Origin of the sequence: Synechococcus sp. CB0101 (assembly GCF_000179235.2) — a bacterium.
GTDB lineage: Bacteria > Cyanobacteriota > Cyanobacteriia > PCC-6307 > Cyanobiaceae > Vulcanococcus.
In genome coordinates, this window is sequence record NZ_CP039373.1 from 2,626,559 (window position 1) to 2,639,540 (window position 12,982).

A 12,982-nucleotide genomic window follows, 5' to 3' on the forward strand; every position below is an offset into this window, starting at 1 on the left:
GCGATCATCGCTGCACCCGCCGCGCCGCCGTGAGCCTCTCCCTCGAGAACGCCCTCAGCTTCTTTCAGCTGAGCTGCGGCCGCTGGCGCTCCCAGCGCAGCGTGCACCATCTGCTGCATCGCCGCGCCGAAGCCGGTGGCTCCTTAATCGTGGTGGAAGAACTAGAGCCGCGCGATCAACGGCTCGTGGAGCTGGCCCAGCTGCATGGGCAAGATCCAGCCGGGCTCGTGGGGGGCTGCTGGGTGCGTTGGAGCGCCTCAATGGCCTGGGACAAAGCCGGCGAAGACCACACCGGTGAGAGCGTGATCGGCTTGATCCCCACCGATGAACGCGGCCGCGAAGGCATCCTGCTGCGCGACCTCGGCTACGCCGAGAAGGCACCTGCCAGCTCACGCTTCTCGATGGATGAGCGCGATGGACTGCTGCTCAGCACCGAGTACGAAACGATGAACGTGTGGGAGCGCTTCGCCTTCCAGGGACCCAACGTGCGCGTGCGCAGCAGCACGGTGGAGGGCCTCTCTAACAACGCCTCCTTCTGCATCGAAACCCGCTGCGACGACGTTCAGCAGGATCGGCCCACGGCATCGGCCGCTGCCGGCAACAGCACCAGCGAACCGGCCCTTTCGCTCCTGGGCTGGTAGGCCCGCACTGTCTCGAACGTTACGGACTGTGAGTCCTGCCTGAGGCGGATCAGTGGAGCCGTGACGGCACTTCTACGATCAACAGCGACGGATGCCGAAGTTCGAGTGGCCCTCCCCCTCCTGAAGTACGCGCCCACAACGCAGAACTCGCGTGTGGATCCCCTTCGCGTGGGCTCGGACGAGGATCCCAAAGCCGTGTCCATGGACAAGGCCATGGATCGCGAAGACCAAAACTTCGTGATTGAGGCGGCCTACCGCCAGATCTTCTTCCACGCCTTCAAGGTGGATCGCGACGCCACCCTGGAGTCGCAGCTGCGGAACGGCCAGATCACCGTGCGCGATTTCATTCGCTCGCTGTGTCTGTCGGACACCTTCAACCGCAGCTTCTACACCCTCAACAGCAACTACAAGGTGGCCCGCCACCTGGTGGAAAAGCTGCTGGGCCGCCAGACCCACGGCAAGTCTGAGGAAATCGCCTGGTCTGCGGTGCTGATGACCCGCGGCGTGAAGGGCATGGTTGACGACATCCTCGATAGCGAGGAGTACCTCAACGCCTTCGGTTACGACACCGTTCCCTACCACCGCAACCGCGTGGTGGGCAGCCGTGATCTTGGCGAAACCCCCTTCAACATCACCAGCCCCCGCTACGACGCCTACTACCGCGGCATCCTGGGCTTCCCCCAGATCGTGTACACCGGCACAGCCCGCAAACTGCCCGAGCGCTCCCTGCAGCGCCGCGGCGGCTTCCCCCAGGACTACATGCCCTGGGTGCGCACCCTGCCTGCTCTGCGTGGCGCCAGCGCCGCGGGCAGCGCCGACATCGATTACCTGGCCAAGGTGCCCTACCGCAGCCTCGGCCGCTGATCATTCAGGCCGCTCTGGCCGAAACACGCTGCGGGGGGCAACCCCCGCTTTTTTGTGCCCGCCGCCAGCCGCGCAGTCTTGGGATGCTGACTGCGGGATCACAGATCAGGGCGGACCTGTGAGAGTTGGTCAGACTGATCCCGAACACAATCCGGAGGCGCTGTGAGTCAGACCCTGTCATCGCTTGCCCGGATGACCTTGCGCCAACTGCGCCAGGTGGCCAGCGAGCTGGGTGTGACCCTCTACAGCCGCAAGACCAAAGACGAACTGGTGAGTGCGATCGGCGAACGCCAAGCCGACCTCTCCAGCCTGGAGCAAGAACACGCCCCCAGCAAACAGGCTGATGACACCCGCGTGGTGTTCCTGCCCCGCGATCCGCAGTGGGCCTATGTGTTCTGGGAAATCAGCGAGCGCGATCGCCAGCAAGCCTTTAAGGCCGGTGCCAGCCAGCTCTGCCTGCGGGTGGCTGATGTGACCGGCATGAGCAACGGCGCCAGCCATCCGCACACCCTCCAGGAGGTGCCGGTGGATAGCCATGCCACCGAGTGGTACCTGCCAGTGCCCCTGAGCGACCGCGACTACCGCGTGGAGTTGGGGTATCGCGTCAGCGGTGGTGGCTGGATCTCCCTGGCCTTTTCGTCCGTGGCCCGGGTGCCGGCCCTGCACCCCAGCGAGCAGATCCTCGATCAATTCGTGCCGTTCTCGCTCGATACGCCCCCCAGCACGATCACCCCGCAGACCCTTCCCAGCAGCGACAACGGCCTCCACGAGCGGCTCTACCAAACCGCCACCGTTGGAACCCGCCGCCTCGGCCGTGGCTCCGAAGCCTTCCATGAGCTGGATCAGAGCAGTGGTGCTGGCCTGAACGCCTCCGGTGCAGGCCTCTGGGCCAGCGGCCGCAGCGAATCCGGCTCCGGCGTGGTGGCACCGCGGCAGCGCTCCTTCTGGCTGGTGGCCGATGCAGAGCTGATCGTCTACGGCGCCACCGACCCCTCCGCCAAGCTGACCATCGGTGGGGAGGAAGTCCCCCTGTCCAGCGACGGCACCTTCCGCGTGCAGGTGCCCTTCCGCGATGGCCAGCAGGTGTATGCCATTGAGGCCGTGGCCGCCGATGGCGAGCAGAAGCGCAACATCACGCTCGATTTCGAACGCTCCACTCCGGAAGACAACAGCAATCCCAGCGACCAGGCTGTGGCCGAATGGTTCTGAAGCCCCGGCGATGAAAGCACTCGTGGCCCTCACCCCGATCACCGGTGCAGTCGCCCTGCCGCTGCTGGTGGTTTTTTTGATGGCCAAAGTGGGCATCGGCGCCGGCGTTGCAGCAGCTGTGGTGATCAGCAGCCTGTGGTTTGTGGCCATGCTGCGCACCTCTGAGCTGCCAGAACACGGCTGAGCCCCAGACCATCGGGGAATGCTCCTGGTAGTGGCAGGGGCAACTCCATGGCACACCGGCTGCGCGGGCGGGCTGTTCTGGCTCTCTGTGTTGGCTTGCTTCAAGCCTGCGGCCACCAGAGTGGGCGGCTGGTGGGAGCCAAGGCAGCTGATCTGCCTCTGCCCGATGGGATTGAGGTGGCGTTCAACCACCGCGAAGACCGCCACTACCGCAGCCCCATCCACGCCGAGCACCGCAACGGCGACAACCTCGAAGCCTTCGTGATCGGTGCGATCGAGGCCGCCGAGCAGGAGGTGCTGGTGGCGGTGCAGGAGCTATCACTGCCATCGATCGCACAGGCCCTGGTGCGTCAACACCGGAAGGGCGTGCACGTGAAGGTGGTTCTCGAGAACACCTACAGCTCCCCCTGGAGTGAGCAACACGACGCCGAGCTCGATGGCCATGCCCGCCAACGGCGTCAGCTGCTGATGGCACTCGCCGATCAAAACCGTGATGGGGTGGTGAGCCTGGAGGAACAACAGGCCGGCGATGCCGTGGCGCTGCTGAACGCGGCAGGGGTGCCCTGGCTCGACGACACCGCCGATGGGAGCAAAGGCAGCGGCCTGATGCACAGCAAATATGTGGTGGTGGATCGCCGGCTGGTGGTCACCGGATCGGCCAACTTCACCGCCTCCGGCATGCATGGTGATGCCGCGGATCGGCGCACCCGCGGCAACGTGAACCATCTGCTCCAGCTGGAGAGTGCAGCCCTGGCGGAGCTATTTGCAAGCGACTTCAACTGCATGTGGGGCGATGGCCCCGGCGGAGAGCCCGACAGCCGCTTCGGGCTGGCCAAACAATCCGGCCATGCCACGCGGGTGTTGGTGGGCGACATTCCCGTGGAGGTGCTGTTTGCCCCTCATCCGCGCCGTGATCCCAGCCACGGCCTCCAGCTGATCGGCAGCGCCCTGGCCGCCGCTGAACAGCGGGTCGACCTGGCGCTGTTTGTGTTTTCAGCCCAAGCCCTCACCGACGTGATCGCTGATTTGCAGACCAAGGGCGTGAAACTGCGTTTGCTGGCCGACCCGGGCTTTGCCAGCCGCTCCTTTTCCGAAGTGCTCGATCTGCTTGGTGTGTCCATGGCGGATCGCCACTGCAAGCTGGAAGCCGGTAACCGCCCGCTGCAGGAGGCTGCCGAAGGCGTGGGCATCCCCCGACTGGCACGTGGGGACAAGCTGCACCACAAGTTCGCCGTGATCGATGGCAAGACCGTGATCACAGGCAGCTTCAATTGGAGCCCCTCTGCCGCCCACCAAAACGACGAGGTGCTGCTGCTGATCCACTCAGAGCAAGTTGCGGCACACTTCACCAGGGAGACGGATCGCCTCTGGAAGGGCGCAGAGCTGGGGATCTCAGAGCAGCTGCAGCGGAAACTGAACGAGAACCGCAGGCGCTGTGGCAGCGGGATCCAGCGGACCTAGGCGCCTGACAGACGCATTCCGTGACCGACGCCACACCAGACCCTTTTTTTGCTTCTAGGGTGATTTGAAGCCAACGGAGGGGCGATGTTCACTGCCACTGCGCTGATTGCCGCTGCTGCGGTCACCCTGATGCTGATGCCTGTGTTGGTGGTGCTCACGGAGTTGGGCTGAGCATCAGTCATCCTCACGAGCAGCCCCCAGCACGCCCCATTGCGGCATGACGTTCTCCCTCTCCGGCGCTGCGCAACCAACAGCCGTACTGGAGCAACTGGCTCTGCAAGCGATCAGGGCTCAGAACTATGCGGTTGCAGCTGAGCTCTATCAGCAGGCTGTCGCTCAAGGCGATGCCACAGCAGCGGCTTACAGCAACCTGGCGGCCCTGGAACTTCAATCCAACCGCATTGAAGCCGCAGCTGCGTTGCTAGAGCATGCCTTGCGGCTGGCTCCGAACAACGCTGAAGCCTGGCTGAATCTCGGAACTGCGCAACACGCGCTCGGCCGTAGCGCCAAGGCCGTTGAGAGCTTTCGGCAGGCGGCATCCCTCAAACCAACCATGGCCAAGGCATACGCCAACCTTGGCCATGCCCTGCAAGCGATCCATGATCTGCCAGGCGCCTTGCAGGCCTACAGCCAAGCCCTCAGTCTGCAGCCGCTTTACCCAGAGGTGCTGTCAGCACGGGGAGTGGCCTTGCGGAAACAAGGGCACATCAACGAATCGATTGCATCGCTGCAGCAGGCCATCAATCAGCGATCCCCCTATCCCGAAGCATTGAACAACCTCGGGTTGAGCCTGCAGGAAGCGGGGCAACTCGAAGAGGCCCTGAACTGCTTTGAGCAAGCCCTGGCACTCACCCCCGAGCACCCCGAAATCCTCTCCAACCTTGGACTAGCGCTGATGGAGCAGGGGCGTATTGATCAAGCCAAAACCTGCTTCCAACAAGCGCTGAACTACAACCCGCTCTACCCCGAAGCGCATCGGCATTTGGCCTATTGCGTTCATGGGCGAGATGATGCTGAACCGGAACAAGCTGCACGCGCCTGCCTAGAAGAGCTCCAAGATCACCCGAAGGCGTATCACCTGTCGTTCTGCATCGGCAAATACCAGCTGGATCGCCTGGATCCAGGAGCTGCTGAATGGTTTTGCAAAGCCAATCGGATGCGAGCCGAACAATTTGACAGCAGCTGGAGCCTGCCGAATGTGAACGATCTGCTCCAGCAAAACGAGACCTTGCTGCAGCAGCAGGCAGCCCATAGCAATCAATCGTCTCCTACATCAACCAAACCCAGGCTGATCTTCATCGTGGGGTTGCCACGATCGGGCTCCACCTTGGTGGAAACAATCCTCAGTCAAAACAGCAGATTGATCGACCTGGGCGAAGTGGCTTACCTCAATCAAGCCATGACTGGCGCAGAGAATCTCGAGGCTGTGCGCCAGCACTATCGATCCTCAATCGAAAACCGATCCGATTACAGCGCCGACGCAGAAGCCTGCAGCGACAAGTTTCTCTACAACTTTGCCTATGCACCACTGCTTGCGGCGGCCTTCCCGGATTGCCGAATCCTGCACGTTTACCGCAATCCGATGGACAACCTGTGGTCCACCTTCACCAATCACTTTGCCACGGGCAATGAATGGACCTACAACCTGGACCACTCAGTGGCTTTCTATCACTTCTATCGCCAGATGATGGCCGCCCACGAGGAGCAGATGCCAGGAAAGATTTATCACCTCAACTATGACCAGCTCACGCGGCAGCCTGAGCAGGTGATTCCCGGCTTAATCGAGCATTGCGGTTTCAACTGGGATGAGGCGTACCTGCATCCTGAACGGGGCCGGCGCCAAATTCACACCGCGAGTGTTGTGCAGGCCCGGGCACCGATCAACAGCCATTCCGTGGGACGGTGGCAGCACTACCGCGAATTGCTGCAGCCCTACGCCGATCAACTGGAGGCCCTGGGTTACGACACAGCCATAGAACCCATTGCATGATGGGGGCATCGTTCCGGTTGCGATGACTGCTCTTCGGGGCTGGCCCTCGCCAGCTGCATTGGCATTGGCCTCCTTAGCTTTTGGGTCTGGTGTTGCACTGCCGAACATCGGCTATGCCGTCCCCTATGTGCCCTTCCCCAGCCAAGACACCCTGCGGCAAGTGCAACTGGCGGCATTGGCCTGCGCCCGAGAAAACACCAGCGAAACCTGCAACCAGGCACGCAAGCTTGGTGATCCGTTGATGGACCACCCACGTCTGCCGGCCAATTGCAAGGATTTGATCTGGCAGATGCTGGCGAAGTCTCAACCAGCTCCCACCAACAGCTTCGCTCGCCGCCAGGCGATCAGCGATCCCGCCGAACGGCTGCTGCTGGTGTGCCGCAGCTCTGAAAAACCTGAAGCGACGGAAGCCCCTGCAGGCAAGCCCGCGGCCGGTGGAATCAACTTTGGGGGCAGCCAACGCTGAGGGGTGATCTCGACAGCGAGAGAAAGCGGAAGAGCGGACTAACTTGGTGCCGCCTCGGCAGCCCCCCCATGACCAGCGGCGTGCAGCAGATCCCGCTCGATCAGCCTTTCCTTGACCAGAAGCCAGGCACCTCCGGCCTGCGCAAAAGCAGCCGCCAATTCGAAACACCGCACTACCTGGAGAGCTTCGTCGAAGCGATCCTGCGCACGGTGCCTGGCGTCGCGGGCGGCACGCTCGTGGTGGGCGGCGATGGCCGCTACGGCAACCGCCATGCCATCGGGGTGATTGCCCGGATGGCCGCCGCCCATGGCGTGGCCCGCATCATCACCACCACTGGGGGAATCCTGTCCACCCCAGCAGCGTCCAACCTGATCCGTCAGCGCCAGGCCACTGCCGGCATCATCCTCTCGGCCAGCCACAATCCCGGCGGCCCCAATGGCGACTTCGGCGTCAAGGTGAATGGCGCCAACGGTGGGCCTGCACCGGAATCCCTCACCGATGCCATCTACGCCTGCACCCAGAACCTCGATGGCTACCGAATCTGGGATGAGGTAGCCCTGAATCTCGATGCTCCTGGCCAGCAAAACCTCGGCAACCTGCAGGTTGAGGTGATCGACGGGGTCGACGACTACGTCGCCCTGATGCAGAAGCTGTTCGATTTTGATGAGATCCGGGATCTGCTGCAAAGCGATTTCCCAATCGCCTTCGATGCGATGCATGCCGTGACCGGCCCCTACGCCAAGCGGCTGCTCGAGGGATTACTGGGGGCACCCGCGGGGAGCGTGCGCAATGCCGAACCGCTGGAGGATTTCGGCGGCGGCCACCCCGACCCCAACCTCACCTACGCCCACGAGCTCGCCGAGCTGCTGATGGGCAGCGACGCCTACCGCTTCGGCGCCGCCTGTGATGGCGATGGCGACCGCAACATGATCCTGGGCACGCGCTGCTTCGTGAACCCCAGCGACAGCCTGGCGGTGCTGACCGCCAACGCCACGCTCGTGCCTGGCTATGCCTCCGGTCTGGCCGGGGTCGCCCGCTCCATGCCCACCAGCGCTGCCGCTGATGTGGTGGCCAAAGAACTCGGGATTCCCTGCTTCGAAACCCCCACCGGCTGGAAATTCTTCGGCAACTTGCTCGATGCGGGCCGCATCACGCTCTGCGGAGAGGAAAGCTTCGGCACCGGCTCCGATCACATCCGCGAGAAAGACGGTCTCTGGGCCGTGCTGTTCTGGCTCAACATCCTGGCCAAGCGGCGGGAGCCCGTGGCACAGATCATGGCGGAGCACTGGAGCCGTTTCGGACGCCACTACTACTCTCGCCACGACTATGAAGCCATCGCCAGCGAAGCAGCCCACGGGCTCTACAACCGTGTGAAGGAGATGCTGCCAACGCTGGTGGGCCAAAGCTTCGCCGGCCGCACCATCGCCACCGCCGACGACTTCGCCTACACCGATCCGGTGGATGGCTCCCTCACCAGCGGCCAGGGGTTGCGCTTACTGCTCGATGACGGCAGCCGCGTGGTGCTGCGTCTCTCTGGCACCGGCACGCAGGGTGCAACGCTGCGGGTTTATCTCGAAAGCTATGTCCCCCCAAGTGGTGACTTGCAACAGGATCCACAGCAAGCGCTGGGTGATCTGATCGCCGCCATCGATGCGTTAGCGGAGATCAAAACGCGAACCGGCATGGATCAGCCAACCGTGATCACTTAAGGGGCCATATTGTAAAAACGTTGTCGACGATCAGCCCGTGCTGGACCCAAGCGTTCATGTCACGGCAGTGATCACCCATCGAGTCCGGCCAGGCCGAGAGCCGGGCTACGAAACATGGATCAAAGGTATTTCCGTCGATGCACGCCGCTTCGACGGATACCTTGGCGCCCATATCCTCCGGCCCGAGCTGGGCGTGACAGAGGACCACGTCATCGTGGTGCAATTTGATACCTGCAAGAATCTCGATCGCTGGTTGCAATCGGAGACGCGTCGCGGCTGGGTAGAGCGCATCAAGCCGCTGATTCGTGAACCGGAATCCATCAAGGTTCACACGGGGCTGGAACCTTGGTTCCAGCTCCCCGAAGCATCGGCTCGCCCTGCCCCGATGCGATACAAACAGGCCCTGTTGGTTTGGCTGGGCGTGGCCATCATTTCACTACTGGTGGCCCCGCAGGTCAACGCTGTACTGGCCTCCTGGCCATTCCTTCTTCGCATCCTGGTGAATACAGGGATCACCGTAGCCCTACTCACCTATTGGGTAATGCCCTTCCTAACGCGTTGCTTTAAACGTTGGCTTTTCCAGACTTGAACCATCTAATTGGCCAACCGCCGATCCATCACCAAAACAACAACTTCCCAACGATCACTCAGACCAAGTGAAACCATGAATGGCGCTTGATCGCTAGAACTCGAACAGCACGCAACGGGTTGAACGCAGGCTGCGAACAACAAGCATCAGCAACAACAAAACGGCTGTAATCAGCGGATGCCACGACGACGGTGGTACTCAGCTTCAGGGCTACCGGCTTGGAGCTGACGGATCGACTCAATCGCAAACGCCGCCAGCGATCCGGATGCCACCAGAATTCCGTAGAAAGCCTGGAGCCTCGTTAAGGGCAGGTCAGCGGGAGTATGGCGCATGATGCTGTGCATCAAAGCCGCCACCAACACACCGAGGGCCGCTCCGCAGCCCATGGCAATAAGCACCTTCAAGGGATCAAAGCTGCCACGAGCAGGTTTTGAACGCGGTTCAGAGCGCATCAGATCAACTCAGGCTGGGTGTGCCATCGGGATCATCATTAAAACGAGAGACCAGGCTCTTCATCACCACATAAAACACAGGCACCACAAACAACGACAACACGGTGGCGATCAAGAGCCCACCAAACACCACAGCACCCAGAGAGGCCTGGCTGCGGGCACCAGCACCACTGGCAAACACCAGAGGAATAAAGCCAAACAGCGAGGAGATGGCCGTCATCAAGATCGGCCGCAGCCTTGAACTGGCCGCGAAGCGTGCTGCATCGAGGGCAGGATCACCAGCGGCCATGCGCTGATTAGCGAGATCAACGATCAAGATGCCGTTACCAGCGGCAAGGCCAATCAACATCACAAGGCCCACCTGGGCATAAACATTCAGCACCTCGCCACGCAAAGCCAGGAAGATCAGAGCCCCGAGCATCGCGGTTGGCACTGTCATCAGAATAATCAGCGGGTCGCTATAGCTCTCATATTGAGCAGCCAGCACCAGATAAACCGCGAGGATGCCGAGGGCAAAAATCACCACTGCCAGAGCACCAGCCTTCACTTCTTCGCGGGAGATACCCGTCCAATCGAAGCCAAGCCCCTGAGCATCCTGGCGAGCAAAGAGGCGCTTCATCGCTTGAATCGCCTGTCCAGAGCTCTTGCCGGGTGCCGGTGTCCCCTCGATTTTGATCGAGCGGTAGAGATTGAAATGAGGCACCACACTGGGGCCTACAACCTGCTTCACCGTAAAGAATTCAGCCAGAGGAATCTGCTGCTCGCCGCTGCGATCCTTCACATACAAGGCAGCGAGTTGCTCGGGAGTAGCACGACTATCAGGCTGAGCCTGCACATACACGCGTCGCACTTTGCCCTCTTGGAAGGTGTCATTCACATACAGACCACCAAAGTTAACGCTGAACGACTGCATCGCCGCACCAAAATCAACGTTAAGCGCAGCCATGCGATCACGATCCACCTTGATCTCAATCTGCGGCGATTCTGGAGAGAAGAGGGTGTAAACGCGCTTCAAGTCAGGATCAGCACTGGCGGCCTGAATGATCTGCAGGGCGTTGGCATTGAACGCTGGCAGGTCGTAAGCCCCGCCACTTTGATCAAGCAACTGGAATTCAAAACCGCCGCCGGTGCCATAGCCGGGGATGGCCGGGGGTTCCACCACAAACGTGCGGGCGCCAACCACATCCGCCGCCAACTTCTGGTTTAAGCGCTCCACGATCGCCGTCATGCTCTGGTCGGCCCCGCGTCGCTCGGCCCAGTTGCGGGTGCCGAAGAAAAAGAGGCCCTTGTTGGGGCTATTGCCATCGAGGCTGGCACCGCTGAACACCGATGCAGCAGTGATATCCGGCTCACTACGCAGCACCTCTGCCACCTGGCGATTGATCCGTTCGGTCACCTGGGATGACACCCCCTCGGGAGCCTGAACAAACCCAATCGCGTAACCCTGATCTTCGATCGGCACAAAGCCGCCAGGAATGAGCTGGAACGCGATGGCGGTGAGCAGAACACCACCCGCGAGTCCGGCCATCACCAAGCGCCTCTGATCGAGGGCCCACGCCAGGGCAGCGGCGTAGCGCTGTTCAACCAGGGCATAAAAACGGTTGAAACGCGTGAAGATCAGCGGCGTGCTCCAGCCCAGTGCCAAACCGAGGGCCGGGTAGAGCAACACAGGGAGCAGATTGGTGACCCCCACCAACACCAAGCCGCTGATCGCGCCACCAGCAGCCATCGGCAAGGTGAGTGCCCGGGAGCTGATCCGGCTGAGCACAAGTCCCAAGGCAGCAGCAGCAGCAAAGGGCAGAAGCACCAGCGCAGCCCCACCGCCGATCACCAGCAATCCGTAGATGAATCCGATCACGGTGCCGGCCACCGCGTAGCCACGCCGACTGGGCGGCTCCGACTCCCGGCCCAGCAGCAGCGCTGACAGCATGGGCGAGAACGTGAGCGCGTTGAAGGTGGAAATCGCGATCGAGAAGATCACGGTGGCCGCAAACTGCTTGTAGATCGTGCCGGTGGCGCCGGGGAAGAACAGCACCGGCAGAAATACCGCAAACTTCACCAGAGAGGTGGCAATCACCGCGGAAAACAGCTCGTCCATCGTGGATTTCGCCGCCTGAAGCGCACTCATCCCCTGCGCCTTCTTGGCCGACGTGTCTTCAATCACCGTGATGGCATCGTCCACCACCAAACCGGTGGCCAACACCAAGCCAAACAGCGTTAGCTGATTGAGCGAGAAACCAAACCCCAGCACCAGGGCAAACGTGCCCACCAACGCCACGGGAATGGCAATACCCGGAACCAAGGTGGCTTTCCAATTCTGCAGAAACAGAAACAGGATCAACACCACCAGCACCACCGCATCCCGCAGGGAATTCACCACTCCCTGAATGGAAGCCGAGATGAAATCAGTGTTGTCGTAGATCTTCTCCATCTTCATACCCACCGGCATCGTCGCGGCGAAGTCAGCCAGCACTTTCTTCACACCACTCGATACATCCAGGGCATTACTGCCGCTGAGCTGATACACCGCGAGTCCAACCGAGGGGACACCCTGCTTGTCGGTGGCACTCACTGCATAGGTTTCTCCACCCAGCTCCACGCGACCGACATCGCGCAACCGCACCAGGCCACCATCTTCGGTGGACCGAACAATCAAGTTTTCGAATTCTTCAACGCTGCGCAGCCGCCCCTGAAGCTGCACCGTAAAGGTGTATTCCTGCCCCTCGGGCGAGGGCTCACCGCCAACCTGACCGGCGGGAACCAGACGATTTTGGCTCGTCAGTTGACTCACCACATCAGTCGATGTGAGGCTGTAAGCGGTGAGCTTTTCAGGATCGAGCCACAAGCGGAAGGCCAGTTTGCGGTTGCCGAAATAGGTGAGATCGCCAACACCCTTCACACGCTTGATCGCGTCAGTCAGGTTGAGATCCAGCAGGCCACTGATGGTTTCAGGGCTATAAACGACCTGTTCAGGGTCTTCGCTTCCAAAGTTGTAAACCAACAGAATGGAGTTGGAGGCTTTATTCACAGAGACGCCAGCCTTCCGCACTTCCTCAGGCAGCTGCGGCTCAGCAAGGGCAACCCGATTTTGCACATTCACCTGGTTGATATCGCCGTCAGTTCCACTGTTGAACGCAACACTGATAGAACTCACACCATCAGCGGAGCTCGATGATGTGATGAAATCCATATTTTCCACACCATTAATCTGCTGCTCGAGCACGCTGGTCACACCCTGCTCCACAGACACAGCATCAGCACCGGTGTACGTCGCTCGCACCTTCACGGTGGGCGGGGCAATATCCGGAAGGTTTTCGATCGGCAGAATCGGGATAGCAATCAGCCCTGCGATCACGATCAACAGGCTGCAGACCGTCGTCAGCACCGGCCGGGTGATGAATTGATTAGAAGCAGACAT

General features: G+C 61.2%; 11 protein-coding genes. 9 read left to right on the forward strand and 2 right to left on the reverse strand.

Annotated elements, in window-relative coordinates; translation table 11 throughout:
- Positions 1-29: 29 nt before the first annotated feature.
- The 9 genes from CB0101_RS14285 to CB0101_RS14320 all read left to right on the forward strand — a co-directional run bounded on the left by CB0101_RS14285 (position 30) and on the right by CB0101_RS14320 (position 9,112).
- A complete protein-coding gene (locus tag CB0101_RS14285; RefSeq protein WP_029552767.1) occupies positions 30-641 on the forward strand; it encodes a phycobiliprotein lyase in 612 nt (203 codons plus the stop codon).
- Between the two features lie 105 nt (positions 642-746).
- On the forward strand, positions 747-1,505 hold the full coding sequence (locus CB0101_RS14290) for a phycobilisome rod-core linker polypeptide (protein WP_029552768.1): 759 nt from the start codon (positions 747-749) through the stop codon (positions 1,503-1,505).
- Positions 1,506-1,667: 162 nt separating this feature from the next.
- Positions 1,668-2,714, forward strand: a complete 1,047-nt coding sequence (locus tag CB0101_RS14295) for a DUF4912 domain-containing protein (protein ID WP_010304620.1) — start codon at positions 1,668-1,670, stop codon at positions 2,712-2,714.
- 10 nt (positions 2,715-2,724) lie between these two features.
- Positions 2,725-2,898: a hypothetical protein gene (locus CB0101_RS15515; RefSeq protein WP_010304622.1), complete on the forward strand. Its 174-nt coding sequence runs from the start codon at positions 2,725-2,727 to the stop codon at positions 2,896-2,898.
- A 47-nt stretch (positions 2,899-2,945) separates the two neighbouring features.
- Positions 2,946-4,358, forward strand: a complete 1,413-nt coding sequence (locus tag CB0101_RS14300) for a phosphatidylserine/phosphatidylglycerophosphate/cardiolipin synthase family protein (protein ID WP_010304624.1) — start codon at positions 2,946-2,948, stop codon at positions 4,356-4,358.
- Positions 4,359-4,575: 217 nt separating this feature from the next.
- Positions 4,576-6,348, forward strand: a complete 1,773-nt coding sequence (locus CB0101_RS14305; RefSeq protein WP_010304626.1) for a tetratricopeptide repeat protein — start codon at positions 4,576-4,578, stop codon at positions 6,346-6,348.
- A gap of 22 nt (positions 6,349-6,370) precedes the next feature.
- A complete protein-coding gene (locus CB0101_RS14310) occupies positions 6,371-6,814 on the forward strand; it encodes a hypothetical protein (RefSeq protein ID WP_029552770.1) in 444 nt (147 codons plus the stop codon).
- A gap of 68 nt (positions 6,815-6,882) precedes the next feature.
- The gene (locus CB0101_RS14315; RefSeq protein WP_010304631.1) at positions 6,883-8,523 is read left to right on the forward strand and encodes an alpha-D-glucose phosphate-specific phosphoglucomutase; all 1,641 of its coding nucleotides are present in this window, start codon (positions 6,883-6,885) and stop codon (positions 8,521-8,523) included.
- Positions 8,524-8,560: 37 nt separating this feature from the next.
- Positions 8,561-9,112 (forward strand): antibiotic biosynthesis monooxygenase, encoded by a 552-nt coding sequence (locus CB0101_RS14320; RefSeq protein WP_029552771.1) that lies wholly within the window; start codon positions 8,561-8,563, stop codon positions 9,110-9,112.
- A 170-nt stretch (positions 9,113-9,282) separates the two neighbouring features.
- Here the strand turns inward: CB0101_RS14320 and CB0101_RS14325 are convergent, their stop codons facing one another.
- Together CB0101_RS14325 and CB0101_RS14330 are read right to left on the reverse strand one after the other, a co-directional pair.
- Positions 9,283-9,510 carry a hypothetical protein gene (locus tag CB0101_RS14325; protein ID WP_246833885.1) on the reverse strand — a complete coding sequence of 76 codons (228 nt, stop codon included), beginning with the start codon at positions 9,508-9,510 and terminating at the stop codon, positions 9,283-9,285.
- A gap of 58 nt (positions 9,511-9,568) precedes the next feature.
- Positions 9,569-12,982, reverse strand: a complete 3,414-nt coding sequence (locus CB0101_RS14330; protein WP_010304643.1) for an efflux RND transporter permease subunit — start codon at positions 12,980-12,982, stop codon at positions 9,569-9,571.